Genomic DNA, 22,799 nt, shown 5'->3' on the forward strand with positions numbered 1-22,799 from the left:
TCTGTAAAATATTAGAATAATAAATGGCTGATGTTTATAGGAAATCGCTCGACCTGTTGTAGTACTTGATCTTCTCGTTGAGCATTTTAAAATCAAGTTTACCCTGTACATCTTTTAAGTGATCTAAAACAGCCAAACCTTTATTGATCTGTTTATCAACGCTTTTTACTTTACTAACCAAGTATATCAAGCTTCGTTGTTTTCCTGGTGTAAGTGCATGAAAATACTTACTGCCAACATCATCTTGATCTAATAATACCAATAGGCTTTCTGGAATTGGGATTCCATATTCTGAGGTGTCTTTTTCAATTGCAACTTCAACTCTATCGCCAATATCTAAATTGAGTTTTGTTCGGTTCGTTTTATTGACCAAAATGTAGCTTCCATTATCGATCGGCATCAAGGCGCAAAAAACAGTGATCGATCCGTTCAGAACACACTTGACGCGTCTGTGATTTTCGCTAGACATCTTTTTAGTGATCTCTTGATTTACTGGTAAATGGTAGCCCCATATATTCCAGTCAAAGTGTTCTAGCGTGGTTTCGAATTTCAGCATCTTATAATTCGAAATTAGTAACAATTGCTAAATAACTGACCATAGGATGATGATAAGCAAGATTAGTTTCTGTGATTACTATCGAATTTAGCCTATTATAGTGTTAATTTACCTTTACGTTAAGGTTAAACCCCTCGCTTTAGTGTTCTATAGCAAACCCACAAAAACTAAATCTATATGAAAAAATCATTACGAATATTTTTAGGACTCACGCTCATGACATTAGTGAGTTCTGGAGTTGCATTTGCGCAAGTAACCACCTCATCTATGAGTGGTACTATTTCCGATGATAATGGAGACCCTTTGCCTGGTGCCACTGTTATGGCTGTTCACCAACCGACAGGTACAAAATATGGTGTCATTACTAGGTCTAATGGCCGATACAATATTCCTAATGTTAGAATTGGCGGGCCTTACAAAGTTGAGGCCTCCTTTGTTGGGTTTGAGACACAAACTAAACAAGGCTTTATGCTAACACTCGGCAAAAATCAAATCATCAACTTTGAAATGAAAGAAAGTGCTACAACGTTAGAGGATGTTGTAGTAACAGCAGGTAGTTCTGAAATAAACCCAGAAAGAACCGGGGCAGCGACTGCTATTTCAAATGATCAATTGATTAAAATCCCTACGATTAGTCGATCGGCAGCAGATATCTACAAAATCACACCTTCGGCAGATGGAAACTCTTTTGGTGGAAGAAACGATCAGTTCAACAACTTCTCACTTGATGGTTCGATTTTCAATAACCCTTTCGGACTAGATGCAGCCACACCAGGAGGGCAGTCTAATGCGCAACCCATTTCATTAGATGCTATAGATCAGATTCAAGTGTCTTTGGCACCGTATGATGTAACTCAGGCTGGTTTTACGGGAGCGGCCGTAAATGCAGTGACTAAAAGTGGTACGAATGAATTTAAAGGAACGGCTTTTGCCTTTTATAGAAATCAAGATTTAACGGGTAGCAAAGTAAGTGGGGAAGAAATATTTGTGCCGGACCTCAGGCAGGTTCAAGCTGGTTTTAGTGTAGGTGGGCCAATAATTAAAGATAAGCTCTTCTTCTTTGCGAACTTTGAATTAGAAAGAAGGGAAGATTTAGGTTCTAATTTTGTAGCTGCCAGACCTGGTCTTACAGGAGATAATGTTTCTCGTATTTCAGCTGCTGATTTAGACGCTGTGAGTAGTGTTTTAAGTTCTAGATATGGTTATGAAACAAGAGCTTATGAAGGTTATACGCACAATACAAATAACCAAAAAGGTATTCTGAAATTAGACTGGAATATCAACGAAAAGCATACGCTAACAGCAACCTATAACTTTTTAGATGCTTTTAGAGAACAAAATGCTCACCCTTTTGCCTTAGGCCGAAGAGGTCCAGATGCGGTAACTTTGCAGTTCTTCAATTCTGGATACAGAATAAACAATAAGATTCATTCAGGAATAGTAGAATTAAGGTCTTTACTAAGCAGTAAGTACTCCAATAAATTACAAATTGGCTTCACCAAGTTTACGGATACAAGAGATCCGTTTAGCGATCCTTTTCCGGTTATTAATATTCTTCAGACGGGTTTAAGAGGGATAATTGCCGGGCATGAGCCATTTTCGATTAATAATAATCTCGATCAAAGTGTATTCCAGTTTACTGATAATTTTGAAATCTATACTGGCGACCACACGATAACTATTGGTACGTCATTCGAAAAATTTCAATTCGACAACTCATTTAATCTAGGCGTTTATGAGCCGTTTGGAGTTCCGTATCCGGGCGGTACTTTCGGAAATGGATTTGCGAGCGTAGCAGACTTTTTAGCCTTTGTAAATGCAGGAAGTTTAGATCCAATTGTAGATCATGCTAGAACAACGTTTACTGATAACAACGCGAACAATACTTGGGCACTAGCTGAAACCAATGTTGGACAATTGGCCCTTTACGTTCAAGATAAATGGGCATTGAACGATCGAATGACTCTAACTTATGGGTTGCGTGTAGACAAACCCCTTTACTTTGATACTGACGAAAAAATACAAGAGAACATTGAAAGAAAAGGTGGTCTTTTAGATCCAGCCAACGGTATTTTCGCAGGTTCTTATGCACCAAGTGTAATCTATTACAACGAGAATAATGAGGAAGTACAGTTCGACCATACCGAACTACCAACTAATAAGCCTTTGTTCTCACCGAGAGTTGGTTTCAATTGGGACGTAAACGGAGACCAGACTTTCCAATTGAGAGGTGGTAGTGGTCTATTTACTGGTAGGTTCCCGTTTGTATGGTTAGGCAACCAAGTAGCTAACCCAGACTTCTTCTTTTATACTGTAACTGACCCAGACTTTCAATTTCCACAAGTTTGGAGAACAAATATCGGTTATGATAGGACTTTTGGTGATGGTTGGTTTGTTACAACAGACTTGATATACACTAAGGACATCAATGCCATGATGGTAAGAAACTTCGGACTAAGAACACCAACAGGGTTCTTATCGGGAGTTGACAACAGAGCATTCTACTTACCGACTGATAAGTCAGTCGATCCATTTGGCGGAATAGGTCAGAATGCGTATGTGTTTACAAGCCAAAACGCTGGCAGAAGCATAAATTTGACAGTTGAAGTAAAAAAGAAATTTAATAATGGCATATACGCCACATTTGGATACAACTACTTAGATGCTAAGGATATAAGTTCAATTGAGGCTGAAATATCAGGCGATGCGTTTGAAAGGAACGCGGCAGTAAACAACGTAAATACCGCGACACTGAGCCCTTCACTTTATGGTAATAAGCATCGTTTTGTGGCAACAGCAAATAAAGCCTTTGAATATGGTGGAAAGTGGAAAACAACCATTTCACTTTTCGCTGAGTATGCTCAAGGTGGAAGATATAGCTATACATACGCTGGCGACGCGAATGGTGACGGTTCTGTTGTTAATGATCTGATCTATGTACCCAGAGCTGATGAGCTATTTGACTATACTTTCGTAGGAGATGCTATTCTACAGGGAATTCAAAGATCGGCGTTCAATAATTTTATAAACCAAGACCCTTATTTAAGTAGCAGGAGAGGTCAATATGCAGAAAGAAACGCTGCACTTAGCCCTTGGTATGGTCGCTGGGATATGAGGGTTTTACAAGATTTAAGCATTGCCAACGGCAAAACAATCCAATTTTCTTTAGACGTGCTCAATGTGGGTAATCTGATTAATTCAGATTGGGGGGTAAGACAAAACCCGTTAAGTGTTCAACCAATCGCCATTAGTGTTAACCAGAGCACTTTAGAACCAACTTACACATTTGTAACCAACCAAAGAGATACATTTGTAGATGACTTTAGTCTACTTTCAAGGTGGCAGGTACAATTAGGTCTACGTTATATTTTCTAGGCTAAAAGTTGTTTAGAATAGGTATTATCTAAAAGGGAGGTCATAGGCCTCTCTTTTTCTGTATAAATAAAGTCATGTATCCTTTACGCATTCCCTTAGTGTGTTAACTTTGTATGAGGTTTTAAAAAAGAAATTCATAACATGGTATTCTATCATGTTTTTGATTAGGTAGAAAGGAGGTGTCATGGCCTCCTTTCTTATTTTAACCCATTCATAAAGCTTCTCTTGAATTTCCACCGATAAGTATTTATATCGCTTTAAATTATATACCATGAAGTATACCAAATCACTTACCTTTTGTGTTCTACTGTTTTTTTGCCTGAGCTATACCATGGCCCAGTCATATTTCCCTCCTAGAAATCAATGGGAAACAAAAGAGGCATCATCACTAGGTGTAAATGCCGAAGTTTTAGCGGAAGCTGTAGCCTATGCAGAAGCCAATGAATATTCTGGATCAAAAGATTCTAGAATTGCATCGTTAATTGGCTTTAGAAGTGAACCTTACCATGAAATTTTAGGACCTATGAGAGAAAGAGGAGGTCCTGCTGGTGTGATTTTAAAAGGTGGATATATCGTAGCGCAGTGGGGTGATGTAAACCGTGTGGATATGACACACAGTGTGACCAAAAGCTACCTATCTACTACCGCTGGACTTGCCATAGACAAAGGATTGATCAGAAGTACAACTGATAAAGTAGCCGACTACGTTTGGGATGGTACTTACGATGGTGAACATAATAGCAAAGTGACATGGCACACCCTGTTAAATCAATCTTCAGCCTGGTCAGGAGAACTATTTGGTCTACAAGATTGGGCGGATAGACCCCCAAGAAGCGGTGGTTTAGATGATTGGCGTTTCAAAAAACCAGTTGAACCCGGTACGGTTATGGAGTACAACGATGTACGCGTTAATGTTTTAGCCTATTCACTTTTACAAGTTTGGAGAAAGCCACTGCCGCAAGTGTTAAAAGAACATATTATGGATCCAATTGGTGCATCTACTACTTGGCGATGGTATGGCTACGAAAATTCTTGGGTAAATGTAGATGGCGTGAAAATGCAATCTGTCACAGGTGGAGGGCATTCAGGAGGAGGTGTTTTTATTAGCGCTATGGATCATGCTCGATTTGGTTTACTTTTTCTGAATGATGGTAACTGGAATGGGAAGCAGCTGATTTCAAAAGAATGGGTGGAAAAGGTTCAAGTTTCATCAGAGGCCAATCAGAGCTACGGCTACCTTTGGTGGTTAAATAAAGGCAGAAGAAAGTGGGAAGGCGTAGAAGATGAATCTATTTATTACGCAGCAGGATTTGGTGGTAATTTTATAGTAGTAGATAAGCAGAACGATCTTGTAATCGTGACCCGATGGCTAGAGCCTAATAAGATAGGGGAGATGGTAAAGCGAGTAAGAGCAGCGATGTAATTGATTACCGTCTTGGGTAGTTTTTAAGCCTATCCAGTAAGTGCTCTAACCCATTCAGTTTTATTTCATAAATTGTAGAAAGCTGCATGCCGAGCTTGCCAGGAGGAAATCCTTTTCCGGCAAACCATTCAAGATAAGATATCGGGAGATCGCAAAGCGTTCTCCCTTTGTATTTACCAAAAGGCATTTTTACAACTACCAGTTGTTTAAGAATCTCTCCGTTTGCTTTAGCTTCCATTCAAGTCAAAAATAGAAATCTTGATGAAGCTATTCTAATCTAAGTTGCTGAACAGGATTTTCTTTGGCAGAAACGAAAGACCTATAGCCAATAGCTAGCCCTACAATAGCCAATAAAATGAGTACTGGCCATACATAATTAGCTTGAAGAATTTCTTTATGATAAGCATAGACAATATCTAAAATAACATTGATGACAAAGTGACCAAGAACAAGCCCCAGAACACTAGCTATTGCAAGCATATAAAGCACTTCTTTATTAATTAAGATTAGAATTTGACCTAAAGGAGCACCTAATACTTTACGAATACCAAATTCCTTAAGGCGTCGTTGAATATTGAGGCAAACCATGGTATAAAGCCCTAAAGTGGATATTAAAAGCGTAATTAAAGCAACAAAACCATTGATGCTTACCATGATTTTATTCGTTTCTTTTATAGCCCCGAGTACATCTGCCTGAGGGAATCCTAAAAAAAGCCGCTCTGGAAATAATTTATTCCAAGCACTTCTCACGGTGACCAGCGCAACCTCTACATCTTGATTTTTAATAAATGCATTGATATGGGTAAATTCAGTGGATTTTGCTGCGAAAATTACTGTAGGTTGAATTTTATTATCCAACATAATAGGCTTCAGATTAAAATCATCTACTATACCGATAACCCTAAACCTTTGATCGTTTAACAGAATCCATTGATTCAGAATATCACCTTCGACTCCATCTGCAAACATGTTATTGACCAACACGTGTTGCTCATTTGCGCCTTCATTCTCACCATAAAACTCCCCTTGAGCTAATCGTACGCCTAAACTTTCTAAATAACCTTTACCCACTCGAAGTGTAGCCACATCATAAGGCATTCCTAAATGATCGATAGTCTGGTTCTTACTACTGAATCCAATTGGATCGACGGTGCCTGTAACTTGGTCTACAAAAGGAATGGCCTCTAATTCAGCTTTCAGGGGTTCAAACTGATCATGCCCTTCGATTGGAATGTTAATAGCCTGATGAACTACATAACCACGATCCAAGGTTTTTTGATAAGCCGCGTTTTCAACGAAAACTATCAATGAGAATACATTATATATGCAAACCATCAGTTGAAAAGTCAGTAATACTTTCATGAAAAGATTCTTTTTAGAAAATCGAACCTTGTTTTTTAGAATTTCATTTGACTTGAATTTACTTACATAAAAAGCAGGATATATACCCGCTAAAAAACCAGTTATAATCCATAAAGTAGTCATTAGGCCGATAAATGGAAGCAAACTTACCCGACTGAATTCCACTATTTCAAATGGAAACATGGCATTGTAGGCCTTCGATAAAAAATGAGTAATGACTACTGAGAGGCAAAGCGCAATAAGAATTTGAAAAAGACTTTCCGTCATAAACTGAATTCGCAGATCGCGATTCCGTCCTCCAAGTACTTTTCGCATGCCGATCTCTTTAAGTCGGCGTTGGGAAATGGCTATGCTACTATTGATGAAATTGAAGATCGCTAAAAGCAAGACTGCAATGGCTGAAGAAAGCGTGCCTAGAACCGATGCTGGGTGTAAATAACTGACGAAGCTAGATTTCTCAATACTGTTTTCGTACGCTGGCCATGCCAGTATCGAGTCCACTTGATAGCCTGAGATTTCTTGTCCCTTATTTACACTGTTTTGATGAGCTATATAATTCGAAATAGCTTCGGTAAAAGTACTTATATCTAGTGTTTTAGTATAAATGAAAGTACCATCAATCCAGTTGGACCAATCATTTTTTTCTAGGTTATTAATGTTCATATACTGTTCAAAAGGCACCAGAAGATTAAATCGAAAACTTATGTTTTCGGGGTAGTCTTTCAAAAGGCCGACCACCTTTAAAGTGAGGCTTTTCTGGTCGTCTATAGGTATTTTTAAGACTTTCCCTATGGCTTGATCTTCGCCAAAGTACTTAATGGCGAGTTCTTTTGTTAAATAGGTCTCATTGAGCGTATTGAATTTTAAAGCTTGACCATTGACATCTTCAAGTTTGAAAAATGACAGAAACTCATCGTCAATAAAACTGATTGATTCTCGAAATTTTAAATCTCCGAGTTTAACAGTAGCCTGTTCTTGCTGATATTTTAAACCATAAACTTCTGGGAAGTCTTTTGTAATAGCTTCGGATAGGGGAAGTGGAGTAGTCCCTTGAATTCTTCGACTACTTGTATCAATTACACTGTTGATTTTATACAAGTATTGTGCCTCTGAGAAAACCTTGTTGAAATCGCGATTGTACTGCACGTTAAAGTAGGCGATAGTGCACAATGAAAAGGCTAGTGCAATTGATAAAAGGTTAATACCGACAAAGACCTTGTTTCTGCCGAGTGTTCTAATTGAAGTAAGGATGTAATTTGACCACATAATTTTTGAGTTTTCTCAAATGTGGTTCTTAGGCCATATAATAGCGTCCGAATTGATAAGTTAGGACATGTTATCAGACTCCATTAAGCTCTTTTTATAGGTACCTGGCGTACTCCCTTCCAGTTTTTTGAATATGCTATTGAATGTGCTTTTAGAATTAAAACCTGATTCTAAAGCAATGCCTAGTATCGTATAATGAGCAAATTTCTGGTCATTTAGCATGTTTTTAAACTCCTGAACTCTGTATTGATTAACAAACGTGAAGAAGTTAATTCCCAGCTGTTCATTAATAACCTGAGAGAGTTCATGCTTGCCCAATCCCGTCTGATTGGCTAAAGTTTCAAGGCTTAACTGCGTATCTAAATACGGTTTAGCCAGAGTCATATGATCAGTGACCTTAGATAGTATTTCGCTGGAAGTAGACTGGTCTAATTTAGAATTTTGATACTTCTGTTCGGTAACTTTTAAAGAAGCTGAACCGTCCGAGACCTTAGGTTGACTTATGAAAATACTAGTTTGCTTTAAACCAAAGAAGCCAATTATGCCGATGTTGATCGTGATCATAAAAGCTACAGATTTGAACGATGTTGTAAAATCGATCCATTGAAAAGAACCGGACCAAATAATAGCAAAACTGAACCAAAAGCCAACTAAAGAAAGTATAATCCAGTTTCTAAGCCACGCCATATCTACGCCATTTAGGTTAGAAAATTCCCCTTCAATCTTTTGCTTGTGCTTGAATAGTAAATAGAGACTCAAGCAGGGGTAAATTAGACTGAAAAATGCCATAATCATTCCGTAATATTTGAGTTGGAATGCCGATATGCCTGACATCATGATAAAACCCTCATCTACCTTTAACATCTGATCATCAGTTAGGTTAAAGTAGAAATAGAGCATTGATCCGCCAATAAAAGCAAAGGGAATGAAGTGTGCCAAATACCTCTTTAACCTAAACTTTTCATTTTTCACTAAGGCGCAAACATAAAAGTAAAGCAGGGGGGCGGCGGCTAAAGGCAGCACCATAGCAACGAGCTGTATCGCTTCAAAACTTCTGCTGGAATAATTAAAGTCATAGTAAAATGAAAACAACATAAGCGCACTAATACTGAGCCAACTGACTAGTATATAATCGTGGGATGAATTTTCTCGCTTAGTGAAAATGAGAAGAGACAAAAACCCTGAGAGAAAAATGCCTATATAAAAAACCGCGTTCATATTTTCAATTCAAAATATACGCCATTGTCCCCGACGATTAAAATCAATAGATGCTGTCGTTAAAAAAAAAGAATTAATCACACCATTTCTTGAGTTCTTGGCATTAGATAGAGTTCTTATAGACTTACTTGACCTAAATGAAGAACGCAGGCATTTGAGGAGGGTGTCAGTTTGGTTTAGCGCACACCAAATAAATTAACTTATGAATCGTAAAGATTTTTGTGAATTAGAGTGAAAGGCTTGTGATATAGTCAGTTAATGAATTATGGGTTTTTAGAATTCTATTGATTTACCTAATTTCATTGTCCAAAATTTTTTAAACTATGCCACAAACTAACATTCAACGATCGAAGCATATCAATGCATCAGCTGAGAAAATCTTCTCAATTCTTAACGATTTTAATCACTGGTCAGCATGGTCACCATGGTTAATCATGGAACCGGGTGTAAAAGTGACCATTCGAGAGGATGCAAAATATTATGAATGGAAAGGAAAGAGAACCGGTGAAGGAAATATGGCGGTTACTAAAGAAGTGGCCAATGAATCTATTGATTATGACTTAGAGTTTCTGACACCATGGAAATCACAGTCTAAAGTAAGATTTGAAATTAAGCCTGAAGCTGAAGGGTGTAAGGTGACTTGGTACATGGATGGCAGTTTACCTTTTTTCATGTTTTGGATGAAGAAGATGATGGAAGCTTTTGTAGGAATGGACTATGAAAGAGGGCTCAATCTGTTAAAAGAATATGTCGAAGACGGTGCTATAAAATCTAAACTTGAATTTAAAGGAGAGTCCAACTATCCTGGCACAAAATATATCGGTGTTAATTCTACATGTACTATGGAGAAAATTGGTGACCAAATGGGAGCTGATTTCGGGAAATTACATGCTTATAAATCGGCCAATGAAGGTACAGCCTTTGGGGATGTATTCTGCATTTATCATAAGTGGGATATGGTAAAACGTCAAGTATCTTATACCGCTTGCTTAGGTGTAGATAAAGCTGTTAATGGTGAAGCTGGATTCGTCAGTGGAGAAGTACCTGCTACGAAAGTCTATGTATTACGTCACATTGGGCCTTATGAGCACTTAGGTAATGCTTGGAGTACACTAGAATCGATGAAACGAGGCAAAGAATTCAAGCACGTTAAAGGAATTCATCCTTTCGAACATTATGTCAATGATCCACAAGAGGTATCTCCCGAAGAATTAATCACAGACATACATTTCGCTATCAAGTAAACTTAGAAAGTAGCTTGTTGAATTTGCCCAATCAATTGAAATAAAGTCAACTCGGCAAGCTTTGCATCATATCGTGCTTGTATCAAGTTGATACGGGCATTGAGTAAATTGCTCTGTGCTGTACGAAAATCGATGGAGGTGACTCTCCCCAATTTGAATTGTTCTTGTGTCCGCTCAAAATTAAGCTGATTGGTTTTTAGATTGTTTACTTGAGCTCTTACGTTGAAAGCTCGATTTTCATAATCGGCCCAAGCGTTTTCAAAGTTCAGGTTAATTTGTTCTGTTGTTTGCTTTAGAAGAAGTTCCTGTGAATCTCTATTAACTCGCGTGTTTTTGATCGCTGTTTGAGACGATCCGCCATCAAAAAGGCTCCACGAAAGATTTGCTCCATAGGAAACACCTCTTGTGGTACTGGAAATCAAGAATGAGGCAGGGTTGTTATTACCCAAACGATAGTTATAAGCACCATTTAGACTTAAAGTTGGTAGAAACCGTGATTTATTGATTTGCTCATCATATTCACTAATCAGAATCCCAGAACGGGCTAGTGCAAGCTGCACATTACCGTTAGAAAGTGCTTCTTCAAGCGTTTCTCGTTGAAGATTATTCTGGAATAGGAGTGTTGTATCAACATCATATTCATCACCAATGCTGTTGGCCAATACCAGATTTAAGTTACGCTTCGCATTGCCGAGCGTTTGTACCGCATTCAAAAAGTTGATGCTGTCATTATTGATGTCAACCTCGGCATTCGATACATCTAACCTTGTGTTTCGCCCATATTCAAAACCATAGCTTGTTCTCACTAGGCGTTCTTTGGATATCTCAAGTGTCTCTTTTAAGCTTTCCACTTGCAACTGATTCCTTGCTACGTCATAATAGGCATTGAACAAGTTGAATAAAGTAGTCTCTAAAGTAGCTTTCGCATTGAGCTGAGCAATATTCAGGTTTTCTTTATTTCGTTCGAGGTTATATTTTCTGTTAAAACCATCGAAGAGCACGTAGTTCAAATTTAGATTCGCCGTTCTGTTGTCAGATTTAGCACCACTAACATCAGTTGGGTCTCCGCTTCGAAATACTGCCGTAATACTCTCGCTATTGTAGGTTACCCCAGCTGTACCATTCAAGGTTGGTAAGTATCCTGAGTTCAGAATACTGGTATTGTTCTCAGCGATTTTGATGTCATTCTTCGACAAACGAATATCAAAATTGTTCTCCATTACTAGCCTGATGGCTTCCGCTTTTGAAAGAGATTGCTGCGCCTCTAAATGAAGGCTAAGGCCTAAGCATAGGCAAAAAATAATAAAGCTCTTCTTAATCATGAACTTCGGTTTTTAATTCGATAATGGCTCTTTCTACTTGTTCCTTAGGTACTTTTTCACCGCTTGCTAGCCATTTAGCGCCTACCTTTAAATTGTTCGCTAGTGATAAATAGATCGGCAAAATAACCAAAGTCAACACTGTGGCTACCCCAATACCATAGGCTATTGATATGGCCATTGGAATGAGGAATTGGGCTTGTCTACTGGTCTCGAAGATTAGCGGAGCAAGTCCCGCGATTGTGGTTAGCGACGTTAAGAAGATTGCTCTAAAACGCGACTTAGAGGCTTCATACAAAGCCACATCGAAGGTCATGCCATCTTGAAGGTAGCTATTGAACTTGCCGATCAAGACCAGTCCATCATTCACCATAATTCCGATCAGGGCGATAATGCCTAACCATGAAAGTATGTTTATCGGGAACCCATGAATGTAATGTCCCCAAACAACCCCAATTAAGCTCAATGGAATTAAAAGCAATAATAGGAGGGGTTGATCATAAGATCTGAAGGTAAAAGCAATTGTCATGTAAATGAGAATAATCACCACAGGAACAACTGTATTCACAGAGGCGAGTAATTTGTTTTGTTCTCTCTTTTGTCCATCGAACAGTGCCGTAACAGATGGGTATTGCGATAGTATAGCGGGCATTACATTCTCCTTAATATCGGCAAGTATATCTGGTGCACTTTCTGACGGGTCGGATAAATCCGCCAAGATTTGAACCTCTCTTCGTCCATTTAAATGGTTTATAGAAATATCACCACGCTCAATACTATAATTGGCTATTTCAGCAAATGGTACTCGCGTACCATCAGGTGTAGCGATCTTCATTTCATCAAGTCTAGTAAGGCTAGACCGATTTTCTTCATCATATCGTACCCATACGCGAATCTCATCTTGTCCTCGCTGGAAACGTTGTGCTTGAAACCCAAAGAAACCGTTTCGTACTTGAGACATTACATCTTGCGTGTTTAAGCCAATTAAATAGGCCTTTTCTTTCAATACAATATTGATCTCCTTGATCCCTAACGGGTCATTATCGGTAATGTCTTTAAGTAATGCATTGTTCTGCATTGTGGTTTTCAATTCAGCTTTGGCCGCCTTCAGCTCTTGAATATTACTTCCTAAAAGCGAAATTGAAATAGGGCTGCCTCCAAAGTTTCTACCGCCGCCATAAGTCAGCGCTTCTACACCATAGACCGGCCCCATGGATTGACGGATGGCATTACCAATATCTGTCGATGGAAAGTCTCTAAGCTCCCCTGGAAGTAAATTTATGCTCAATGAACCATTTCCAGTCCCTGGGCCAAGTCGTTTGATCACATTTTGAATCACTTGGCGATTATCGGTCTGCCTAGCTGTAAAATCGTCATTAACAGCCCAAGCCTTCGATTCTATTACCGTAAGAATTGAGTCAGTGATGTTGACACTTGTGCCTTCTGGCATTTTCAAGGTGATGCTCACCTGATCACTGGCAATTTGTGGGAAGAAAGTGGTTCTAACCATGCCGCCACCAATCGCACCTATAGTCAGTATTAGTATAGAAAATGCTATTGCTAAGGTTAGAAAGCGATTTTTTAAGGCAAAACGCAAGAACTTAGCATAGATTCGATCTCGAAGGACACTGATTATTTTATCGCCGAATTTATTGACCTCTCTTAATTTGCTAAAGACTCTGTTTAATCCGCCTACTTTCTTCTTCGGGTTCTCTTTAGTTAATGCTTTTGAATGGGCAATGTGTGCTGGTAAAATGATGAGTGCTTCGACTAAAGAAACAGATAGAGTCAATATTACAACTACTGATACTTCACCGAAAAACTCGCCAATTCTTCCGTCTAAGAAAAGGAAGGTACTAAAGGCCAATAAGGTGGTTAGTATGGCAGAAACAATAGGCGGGACAACTTCCATCGTACCATCTATAGCCGCTTGTACTCTGTTTTTTCCTTTCTCATAATGCTGATAAATGTTCTCGGCGATTACAATTCCATCGTCTACCAGAATTCCGATCACGATGATCATTCCGAATAGTGAGAGAATGTTAATGGTTACAGACAAACCAGGCGCAAAGATGAACATGCCTAAAAAGGCAACTGGAATACCTATGGCCACCCAAAAGGCCAGCCTTGTGTTCAAGAATAGAGATAAGAATATCAGTACCAAGGCAACGCCCATACCTGCATTCTCTATCAGTAACCAAGTTCTTTGTGAAAGACTTATAGATGTATCATTTACAATATCTAATCGAGCATTGGTGTATCGCTGATTAAACTCTTCTGCATAATTTCGAACGTTTTCTGCTGTTGAAAGCAAATCTTCATCATTGGTATTGCTGATGCTGATGTTTACTGAAACTTCGCCATTAAAAAAGCTAGCGTTCGGGCTTTCAGCAAAACGATCGCGAACGTCGGCAATATCTTTAAGGCGAATTACATTACCAGAAGGATCTGCTCTAACAATTAAAAAATCTAGTTCATTCGCTAGATATGATCGAGTGTTTGCTCTAATCAAGTATTCTTCAATATCAGTTTTAATATTACCACCAGATACTAATATGTTCTCTCTGGCTACAGTTTGTGCTACTTCCTGAAATGTGAGGTTGAAAGCGAGTAAGTCTTTCTCACGAACGGCAATCTCAATTTCCTCAGCAGGGTATCCGCTGATGGCCACCTGAGAAATACCTTCTATACCTCTTAAATCGTTTTCAATCTCACGGGCAATTGCTTTTAGCGTGATTAAAGGAATCTTCTCACCACTTAAGGCAAAAGACACTGTAGGTCGCACACTAACCGTTTTATTAACCACTAAAGGCTCCATGCCACTAGGGTAGGAAGGCACCCGATCTACTGCATTTTTTACTTCCTGAACCATTAGGTCAATGTCCTGACCTTTCTCAATTTCTACAGAAATTGTCCCTGAGTTTTCATTACTCACAGATGTTACGCGGTCAATTCCAACGACACCCTTCAGGTTATCTTCAATTTTTAAAACAATTCCTTCTTCCACCTCAAGCGGCGAAGCACCAGGGTAGGTGATGGATACATTGATGATCTTCGATTCATTCAGCGGAAAGAATGAAGATTTCATTTTAAGTACACCGAAAATACCGAAGGCGATTATGGCGAACATTAAAATGTTCACTGCCACAGAATACTTAATAAAGTAGGAGATAAGTTTTCTCATCGTTTATTTTTCTACGTTACTAGCGCTAGGTGCAATTTTTACCAACATGCCATTATATGCTCCTGGGAGAGGTCTACTGATGATTTTTGTACCATCTTTCAAGCCCCTAACAATGGCGGTTTTATCCGTGAAGTAAACTGCTTCAACAGTTTTTGTAGTGATTTTTCCATCTTCAACAGCGAATATTTCAGATTGGTTGTTCAAGAGATTTCTAGGTATTTCTAAAGCATTTTTTTCAGAACGGGCCGCAATATTTGCTTCCAGATACATTCCTTCAATGAGTCCTTTTCCTTGTACTCCTATATATACCTTCACAGTTTGTGTACTCTGATCTAAACGCCCGTTCACTCTTCTTACAATGCCTTGCCACGTTCTTGAGCTATTCAAATCGCCTAAGGCTACCCGTTTACCAACTCTTAAAATGTCGATGTATTCTTGGTTTACATCAACTTCTAGTTCGAAGTCATTCATCGAAACGAATTCCCCAAGCTTTTGTCCTGACCTGATCAGCGTGCCAGGATTAACTAAGGACTCGGTAAGAATTCCACTGAAGGGTGCCGAAATCTCGTATTTACGATACCTCTCTTCTAAGTTCTTAATGTTGTAGTAAGTAGTAACAATCTGTTTTCCGTTTACAAAGTATTTTTCTTTGTCATTGATTGGCTCTGGTAATTCAGCCAGATCTTTATCTAAATCGAAGTTTTGGAGATAAGCTTCCCAGTTATCAAAAGAATCAGGATAGTCAAACTTCAAATCGGGCATCATGCCAGTGATGATGTCATAAAGCGTTGAGCGCTGCGCTAACAGGCTGGTGTAGAACTCTCTGCTGTCAATATCTAAAAGCACTTGACCACTTTCATAGGTCTGTCCAGCCTTAAATGGAAGGTCAGCTTCCTTGAAAATGCCCTGCACTTCAGAGAACAACTCAATTTTTCTTGAAGCCACCAAATTTCCGCTAGCTTTTACCACTATCGGAACATCTGTATTGAGAACAGGTTGGGTGAAAACGGTTTTAATGGTTTTGGGTACTTCTCTCGCTACCCGTTTGTTATTATCGATAAGTGTTTTCGATACATAGCCTGCACCTACTAAAAAAATGAGTCCTAAAACGACTCCAATAATCTTTCTTACCATGGTTTGTTTATTCGCTGAAATGTACAATGCATTTCATGTGTAAAATGTTCAGCGTTTTTCTGTTTTTTTGTCGAAAATTATACGAATGGGAGTCGAAAAAGACCAAATAGTTTAAGCTAAAATGGCATTAAGTTTTAAGTGGCTTTATAAGGGTAGGGAAGGTCAATTCTTTTTATCAATAGCGTTACTTTCTCATGACTGTAATCCGGTATATTTTTTCTTTTTTCACCTCGTAAATCACTACTAGTTCTATGGCGTCTCTACTTCCCATTCTACCAGTTATTAATTCATGATCTATGACTTGCTGACCTAGCACCATTCTGTTTTTTAAAACTGAATTCAATTCGGGTGATTTTTCAAATAAGTTGGTGTAAAGCGCCCTGACCTCCTTTTCGCCGCTCGCGATTTGTTGACCGTCGGCAAAGTTGAATAATGTTACTTCTTTGTCCATAACAGCCATAAAACCGTCAATATCTCGTGCATTATAAGTGTCCAGTTGTTTTTGAACAATCTGTTCGGGGCTTTGGGCAAAGTTCAGGCTCATAAGTATTAATAGTTTCAGGAAAGTCATGCTTTATTAAAGATATTTAGTGCACGAATTGTTCAAATTCAATGGTTCTTTCAAGATTTTCATTTCTGACGATGATCTAAACCTAATTTTTATTACCTTTTGCACATTCGGCAACTGAGATTTACTCAGGTGCATTTTTAAAGTGTAGAAAAACAATAGATGGAGAAAAAGGGAAGACCGGCCACTAAACCACCTACCTTAAAAGAGGGGTTTTATTTAGATGTAAGAAGTAAAGGATCTAGCTCTGGTGTTAAAATCAGACGTGATACTAAAGCGGATATGGAATTTGCTATCCGTCAGTACGAAAGAAGTAAGACAGTAACTTACTTAGGTGAAGTTCGCGCCGGCAGATGGGTAGATGGTAAAAACGCAGGTAAGAAAACCTAAGCGAGCCATTACTAGCTAACTTTTCAAAAGTTTTTTGATTGTGTTAGCGTAGGTTTGTCCTATGGGAATAAACCTATTAAGAATATTTATTTTACTTCCTTCAATAGCATTGATGTGATTTTTAGCCACAATGAAAGATTTGTGTGTTCTCAAAAATGTGGTTGAAGGAAGTATCTTTTGAAAGTCTGATATCTTTTCAGGCGTTATAATCATTTCCGATTCTAAGTATACCTTGCAATAGTTGCCGTAGGCTTCTATATAGCGTATGTCTGACAACCAGACTTGTCGAGATCTTCTATCCTCTCTTATAAAAATACTTTCAGGCTCACTGGTTTGTGAAACAGACGAACTGGCCAGTGTCTTACTGACATTAATTTTATTAATGGCCTTGATAAACCTTTCAAAAGAGAAGGGTTTGAGCAGATAATCTGTCACTTCGAGTTCGTACCCCTCTAAAGCAAACTCTTGATAAGCCGTAGTTACAATCACTTTTGGAGGGTGGGAAAGGGTTTTAAGTAAGTCGAAACCGGATAACTGGGGCATATTAATATCCAGAAATATTAAGTCAATTTGTTTTTCCTGAAGAACACTAATGGCTTCCATTGCATTGAAGCAATTGTCAACTTTATGCATCCATGTTAATTCTTTAGCATAGCCTTCTATAATCCTATGAGCGATAGGTTCATCGTCAATTATCAAAAAGTTAATCATGCAATTGAAATGTTTAAAGCTACTTTATAAGTGGTTTCATTCGCTGCTATTTCAAGTTGGTGTTGTTTTGGGTAAATGAGTTGTAGTCTTTGCTTCAGGTTTATTAAGCCCATACCCGATTCACCCTTTTCATTTTTAACGTAGTTATTTTCAATAGTAAATTCAAGTTGATGATTGGAAGCCTGAATTTCAATATCGACAAAAGCATCGTCCATTAAACTCTCAATGCCATGTTTAAAAGCATTTTCAAGCAGATTCACGAATAGTAAAGGTGCAATTTCAAGGTCTTGATTGGTAACGGTTTCCTGAAGGTCAATAGACACGTTTTTTTTATACCTGATCTTATGGATTTCTATGTATTGCTTTAAGTGTGCAAGTTCGTCTTTAAGCTTCACACGATTTTTAGCACCGTCGTAAATAGTATAGCGCATTACATCCGATAGTTTCAGGATTATTGGAGCTGTCTCATCAGACTTTTCAATGGCTAAGCCATAAAGATTGTTGAGCGTATTAAAGAAGAAATGTGGATCCATTTTACTCTTTAATAAGTCGAGTTGTGCCTGACTATGCGCTTGCTTTAGTGCCTTATAGGCTGACCACTTTTTGAATAAGTAATCGAAAATGATATAACCAATGGTTAGGAAAAAAATGAGCTGAGCGATCTTAAATTGATTTTCTAAGTTCGAGTTACGACTCATTTCATAGGCTGACTTGAGCTTTGTCATGGCTATAGCTGAAACGAAAAGAATCGCTACAGTAATAATGCCTTTAATATATTGTCTGAGCCAGTTAACCATTTCGCCAATTTAGTACTTCGCCTTATCTCACACAATTTGGACTTGCCAATCCAACTGTTTTTATGTCCAAACCACTTAAATCCGTGATGAACAGGATTTATTGACTAAATGTCATTGTTCATCATTTATCTATTGGTGTTGGTCAAGATTAGAAAAACATGTTGCGATGGAAGGCTAGGTTCGGCTTTTGAACATCAAAAAAATAAAACATGTCAATTTCTCGAATCGCTTATTTAATCATATTCTTAATTACCCTACAAAACCTAAATCTTCAAGCTCAAAATACGTCAGATTTCAGCGTTTTGTCCAGTTCTCTGAAAGAGGAAATTCCAAATCGAATGGCCTCAAAAAATGTCCCAGGTATGGCTATTGCCGTATTTGATAAGGGCAAAGTTGTTTTTCAAAATGGCTTTGGTTATGCCAACGTGTCTACTAAAACGGCTGTCAACGAAAAAACAGGTTTCAATATTGGCTCTATCTCTAAGCTTTTTACTGCTTGGGGAGTCATGAGCCTAGTAAAAAAAGGAAAGGTCTCTTTAGACGAACCTGTGGAAACCTATCTGACCCAATGGAAACTTCCAAAGTCGGATTTTGATGAAAAGAAGGTTACAATTCGCGCATTATTGAGTCATACGGCCGGTCTGTCCGTTCATGGCTATGAAGGCTATAACCCAAATGCAAAATTGCCATCCCTAGAAGCATCTCTCTCCGGAGAGAGTCGTGCTGACGAAAAGGTTGAGGTAATTCTTGATCCTCAAACTGAGTTCAAATATTCGGGAGGAGGCTACACTATTTTACAGCTAATGATAGAAGAGGTGAGCGGCTTGTCATTCCAGAAATTTATGAAACAGGAAGTGTTCATTCCATTGAAAATGTCTAGTACCACATTTGATATTGACAGGAAGACGCTTAAAAAATCGGCAACAGGATATAATGAAGCGGGTGAAGCGATATATTTAGAGCGATTTACTGCTCAAGCCGCCGCTGGACTACATACTAATTTGGAAGATCTAATCAAGTTTGCTCAAGCTACTTTTGATGGTAGTGCAGTGCTTACCAATGAAGAAATAGCCATGATGCGGCAGCCACTTCCTGTTACTAAAGGACGTTATGGTTTGGGATACATGACTTTACCGATGGGGCCTGTTAAAATGGTGGGACATGCAGGTTCTAATGACGGGTGGGAATCGGCCTTCTTATTCGATTTTACTGATAATAGTGGACTAATTATGCTCACAAATGGGTCTTTAGGCAAAGATGTGGCTATCAGTACAATGAGGCAATGGGTGATGTGGAAACAAAAGTCTAGCCGGTAATAGAACTTAACTTAATGTGAACGGCCTTGAAAAGCCGTTCACCTAATACTTCTGCCTTATGTCCATGGAGGTTCTTATCAAAGTCTTCATTCTTCAATAGGAAGTCTTCAGCTATAAACATCTCTCCAGGCTGAAAGTCTCGGTGATCGGCATTGTTGATAGTGATTCTGATGGTGCCTTCTTGTACAATTATTAGGGTTGGGTCTCCGGCGACATGGTAATCCGTTGAATAGCCGGGCTCACTGGCTCTGATCCTAAAATTTAAAGCATCGATTCTATCCGTTAACGTCATTCCACCTTTTAAGTCAGTAGGGTATTGCCGATGACCGAAACAAGATTTACCCAGTCCATCATTTGAAATAGTGGTAATCGTAATCAAATCACTCATTAAGAATAGTTAATTATCATTTTATGGCAGAAGTACATCGTTGATCCAAGTAGCTTGTAAACCTGCAAGCGTTTGATGTACACCATTTATAGAGAAAGAGTAGGCTGGCAAATCACGGCTAAAGGAATTCGATTGTCCCATAGTGATGATGTTTCTACCATCGAATATTAATTCGTCGATTAAATAGTTCACATTTTCAGGGTCATTGCTTAGGATAACTCTCTCTCCAGCTTCATAGTAAAATGCTTCATAAAGACGGTTGTAATCTACTTTCCATCCAGTATAAACTCTGTCGCCATTTACAACCCTCATTTTGGTAATCCCAATACGTCGATACTCTTCGTCGGTAACGATTACCTCTAATTCCCCATTTGTCCAAATGGCCATATACTCTCTTTCAGTTTCACGATCATATACAGATCCACCGATATAGGTAATGCCATCATCAATAGAGATTGAGCTGGCCGACCCACCTTCATATGTTCCTAGTGGGAGTTCTTGCACTGTGCCGTTTTCCCAAATAAGCGGTCTGATGAACCCATCCGTACTGTGAAACGAGCCCACACCGACTACCTCATTTCCCCGGAGCGTCATTTCTTGTACTTCTTGAACGTAGCCGGTAGGCATCATTGGTAAGGCTATTTTAATTCCATTTTTCCAATATACAGGTCTACCCGGGGTAATATCACTTTCACGTTCAATACCCACGACATATAGGTCGTTATTCGCTTCAAAGGCATCAATGCCAAATGTTGAAATTTCGGTATTGATATCAGTAATTGTTCCATCTTCTTTCCATACCTGTATCAGGTTGAAGTATCTGTTATCTCGTTGTTCAAAAGTCAGCCAAGTTATATTGATTTGACCATCTATAATGTCAATACTAATTGGCCTGACGCGTTCTGATCCTGGAATGATCTTTTGAACTCCGTTTTGCCAATAGGCGGCCATGCCAGTCTGACTTACATCATCATAAACCAAACCGACTACATAAAGTGATTCCGTTGGTATGGTGTCATCAGGGGTACAGCTGACAAAGCAAAGGCAAGCAATGATTAAAATAAGACTCAGGTGTGTTTTCATATAATGAAAATAAGGAAGCTATGGCAGAAAGACAATGAAAGTCATGCCTTAGGGCGATAATTTAATTTCTATGCACAGGTTTAAGGGTTGGGAGTAAGTATTCTATTGACTTCATCGAACAGTAATGCGACCCACTGGTTATACATTTTTCCTGATGGATGGAAGTTGTCGCCGCCTAGTAGTGTACTATCATTTACGACTTCACGAGAAATAGGAGTAATATCGAAGAATCGGACGCCCTGGATTGCGCAATTCCTTTTTATTACTTCGTTGTACTGGTCTATTTCGTGGCTAATTTCATCTCCGCCCAAGTATTGGCCAAAGACCGTTTTACCATAATCTGGAATGGAGAGTACGATAACTTTGTTAGGGTTACTGCCTGCAAAGCTTATAGCGGTAGATAATAATCCGGCAAATTCAACTTCGAAGTCAACGACTTGTTGTCCTTGAACTTGGTTGTTTACACCTATCAGCAATGAGACCAAGCCGTAGTTTCTGCCGAGGGTTAAGCCATTAGTCACGGTGTCTTTCAACTGGTCTGTACGCCAGCCAGTTTTAGCAATTATTTTAGGTGTGAGAATGTTAGCACCTGTCTGATTTAGGCTATCTGCCAGTTGATTTGGCCATCTTTCAGATTCATTGACGCTTTCGCCGATTGTATATGAATCACCTAAAGCAAGATAAGAGATAGCAGGTGAAGGTGCTTCTTCATTGGAACAAGCAAAAAACAGTATGCTAAAGATTGATATAAGACCTAGGATGCAAGTACGTTCCACATAAACTAAGATAAACTGTGAATGGTAATTGTTTTAGAAATGGGGCGGGTGTATGTTCTCTTGAAATCTTAATCGGTGATTTCTTCTAATGGAGTGCCGTTTTGGCCCCAGCAATCACCATAAATAGAACAGTATTTTAATTTTAGTCCAAAGAATCCGATTTCTTTGAAAAACAGGTCTTTATTGTAAAATGTGATTTGGAAGAGTACCTTTTCTTCTCCTGGTGCATATACAGTTTCAGTTTTTCTACTTAATCCGAATTTTATCAAGTTGTAATTTTCATCACCAATGAGACTATCCATTAAGTCAACAAATGGTTTGAAAGAATTATAGGGCTTTTCGTGAATGGTCAAATTCATATCGCTGACAATAGCCGGGCCTACACCTTTATTCTTGGCTGACCAGCTAAAAACAATGCTGTCCATCTGTTGAGTATTGGACTCAATCGAATTGAGTTCACTTTCTACAGCAAGATAAGGCCATGCGGAACCCTTCTGTTGCTCTACCATGACTCTTTGCTGATCGGCCATGATTTCTTGTTGATCAGCCATGATTTTGGCTTCTATAATACCAATACCTAATGCGGCAATACTCAGGACAACGGCTAGCATTGAAGCTATATCAGATTTGCTAAACTTATTCTTTGTGGGTTCACTCATTGGTTCAAGTTCGAATACTCATGCTAAGTA

The 22,799-nt window shown here is 38.8% G+C and carries 19 protein-coding genes; 5 read left to right on the plus strand and 14 right to left on the minus strand.

Going from position 1 to position 22,799, the window contains the following annotated elements:
• Positions 1 to 34: 34 nt before the first annotated feature.
• Positions 35 to 556 (minus strand): DUF1905 domain-containing protein, encoded by a 522-nt coding sequence (locus JXQ92_RS17585; RefSeq protein ID WP_421987955.1) that lies wholly within the window; start codon positions 554 to 556, stop codon positions 35 to 37.
• 177 nt (positions 557 to 733) lie between these two features.
• Between JXQ92_RS17585 and JXQ92_RS17590 the strand changes: the two genes are divergently transcribed.
• Both JXQ92_RS17590 and JXQ92_RS17595 read left to right on the plus strand, forming a co-directional pair.
• Positions 734 to 3,931, plus strand: a complete 3,198-nt coding sequence (locus tag JXQ92_RS17590) for a TonB-dependent receptor (RefSeq protein WP_421987956.1) — start codon at positions 734 to 736, stop codon at positions 3,929 to 3,931.
• A 271-nt stretch (positions 3,932 to 4,202) separates the two neighbouring features.
• Complete coding sequence (locus tag JXQ92_RS17595) at positions 4,203 to 5,354, plus strand: serine hydrolase domain-containing protein (protein ID WP_421987957.1); 1,152 nt, start codon at positions 4,203 to 4,205, stop codon at positions 5,352 to 5,354.
• 4 nt (positions 5,355 to 5,358) lie between these two features.
• On the opposite strand, the gene JXQ92_RS17600 is transcribed toward JXQ92_RS17595, so the two are convergent.
• From JXQ92_RS17600 to JXQ92_RS17610, 3 genes are read right to left on the minus strand one after another with little or no spacing between them, the layout of a single operon-like run.
• Positions 5,359 to 5,592, minus strand: a complete 234-nt coding sequence (locus JXQ92_RS17600; RefSeq protein WP_421987958.1) for a DUF3820 family protein — start codon at positions 5,590 to 5,592, stop codon at positions 5,359 to 5,361.
• Positions 5,593 to 5,621: 29 nt separating this feature from the next.
• Positions 5,622 to 7,982, minus strand: coding sequence for an ABC transporter permease (locus tag JXQ92_RS17605; RefSeq protein WP_421987959.1), 2,361 nt, complete (start codon positions 7,980 to 7,982; stop codon positions 5,622 to 5,624).
• Between the two features lie 60 nt (positions 7,983 to 8,042).
• A complete protein-coding gene (locus JXQ92_RS17610) occupies positions 8,043 to 9,200 on the minus strand; it encodes a helix-turn-helix domain-containing protein (RefSeq protein ID WP_421987960.1) in 1,158 nt (385 codons plus the stop codon).
• Between the two features lie 323 nt (positions 9,201 to 9,523).
• Between JXQ92_RS17610 and JXQ92_RS17615 the strand changes: the two genes are divergently transcribed.
• Complete coding sequence (locus JXQ92_RS17615; protein ID WP_421987961.1) at positions 9,524 to 10,444, plus strand: SRPBCC family protein; 921 nt, start codon at positions 9,524 to 9,526, stop codon at positions 10,442 to 10,444.
• A 2-nt stretch (positions 10,445 to 10,446) separates the two neighbouring features.
• On the opposite strand, the gene JXQ92_RS17620 is transcribed toward JXQ92_RS17615, so the two are convergent.
• The 4 genes from JXQ92_RS17620 to JXQ92_RS17635 all read right to left on the minus strand — a co-directional run bounded on the left by JXQ92_RS17620 (position 10,447) and on the right by JXQ92_RS17635 (position 16,625).
• Positions 10,447 to 11,766 carry a TolC family protein gene (locus tag JXQ92_RS17620; RefSeq protein WP_421987962.1) on the minus strand — a complete coding sequence of 440 codons (1,320 nt, stop codon included), beginning with the start codon at positions 11,764 to 11,766 and terminating at the stop codon, positions 10,447 to 10,449.
• Positions 11,759 to 14,947: an efflux RND transporter permease subunit gene (locus tag JXQ92_RS17625; RefSeq protein WP_421987963.1), complete on the minus strand. Its 3,189-nt coding sequence runs from the start codon at positions 14,945 to 14,947 to the stop codon at positions 11,759 to 11,761. Before JXQ92_RS17625 ends, JXQ92_RS17620 begins: the two co-directional genes overlap by 8 nt.
• A gap of 3 nt (positions 14,948 to 14,950) precedes the next feature.
• Positions 14,951 to 16,081: an efflux RND transporter periplasmic adaptor subunit gene (locus JXQ92_RS17630; protein ID WP_421987964.1), complete on the minus strand. Its 1,131-nt coding sequence runs from the start codon at positions 16,079 to 16,081 to the stop codon at positions 14,951 to 14,953.
• Positions 16,082 to 16,265: 184 nt separating this feature from the next.
• Positions 16,266 to 16,625, minus strand: coding sequence for a nuclear transport factor 2 family protein (locus JXQ92_RS17635; protein ID WP_421987965.1), 360 nt, complete (start codon positions 16,623 to 16,625; stop codon positions 16,266 to 16,268).
• Positions 16,626 to 16,811: 186 nt separating this feature from the next.
• Here JXQ92_RS17635 and JXQ92_RS17640 point away from each other — a divergent pair, with 186 nt between their 5' ends.
• Positions 16,812 to 17,039 carry a hypothetical protein gene (locus JXQ92_RS17640; protein WP_069835897.1) on the plus strand — a complete coding sequence of 76 codons (228 nt, stop codon included), beginning with the start codon at positions 16,812 to 16,814 and terminating at the stop codon, positions 17,037 to 17,039.
• A 15-nt stretch (positions 17,040 to 17,054) separates the two neighbouring features.
• On the opposite strand, the gene JXQ92_RS17645 is transcribed toward JXQ92_RS17640, so the two are convergent.
• A complete protein-coding gene (locus JXQ92_RS17645; RefSeq protein ID WP_421987966.1) occupies positions 17,055 to 17,750 on the minus strand; it encodes a LytR/AlgR family response regulator transcription factor in 696 nt (231 codons plus the stop codon).
• Positions 17,747 to 18,547, minus strand: a complete 801-nt coding sequence (locus JXQ92_RS17650; RefSeq protein WP_421987967.1) for a sensor histidine kinase — start codon at positions 18,545 to 18,547, stop codon at positions 17,747 to 17,749. Before JXQ92_RS17650 ends, JXQ92_RS17645 begins: the two co-directional genes overlap by 4 nt.
• A gap of 209 nt (positions 18,548 to 18,756) precedes the next feature.
• Here JXQ92_RS17650 and JXQ92_RS17655 point away from each other — a divergent pair, with 209 nt between their 5' ends.
• Positions 18,757 to 19,863, plus strand: a complete 1,107-nt coding sequence (locus JXQ92_RS17655) for a serine hydrolase domain-containing protein (protein ID WP_421987968.1) — start codon at positions 18,757 to 18,759, stop codon at positions 19,861 to 19,863.
• On the opposite strand, the gene JXQ92_RS17660 is transcribed toward JXQ92_RS17655, so the two are convergent.
• The 4 genes from JXQ92_RS17660 to JXQ92_RS17675 form a co-directional block, all read right to left on the minus strand.
• Entirely contained in the window at positions 19,853 to 20,251 is a 399-nt protein-coding gene (locus tag JXQ92_RS17660; RefSeq protein WP_421987969.1) for a hypothetical protein, read from the minus strand. The two genes, JXQ92_RS17655 and JXQ92_RS17660, sit on opposite strands and share 11 nt — an antisense overlap.
• A gap of 21 nt (positions 20,252 to 20,272) precedes the next feature.
• The gene (locus JXQ92_RS17665) at positions 20,273 to 21,334 is read right to left on the minus strand and encodes a hypothetical protein (protein WP_421987970.1); all 1,062 of its coding nucleotides are present in this window, start codon (positions 21,332 to 21,334) and stop codon (positions 20,273 to 20,275) included.
• 80 nt (positions 21,335 to 21,414) lie between these two features.
• Complete coding sequence (locus JXQ92_RS17670; protein ID WP_421987971.1) at positions 21,415 to 22,110, minus strand: SGNH/GDSL hydrolase family protein; 696 nt, start codon at positions 22,108 to 22,110, stop codon at positions 21,415 to 21,417.
• Between the two features lie 68 nt (positions 22,111 to 22,178).
• Positions 22,179 to 22,769, minus strand: a complete 591-nt coding sequence (locus tag JXQ92_RS17675) for a hypothetical protein (RefSeq protein ID WP_421987972.1) — start codon at positions 22,767 to 22,769, stop codon at positions 22,179 to 22,181.
• Positions 22,770 to 22,799: the final 30 nt, after the last annotated feature.

This window comes from Roseivirga sp. (assembly GCF_049099775.1).
Classification (GTDB): domain Bacteria; phylum Bacteroidota; class Bacteroidia; order Cytophagales; family Cyclobacteriaceae; genus Roseivirga.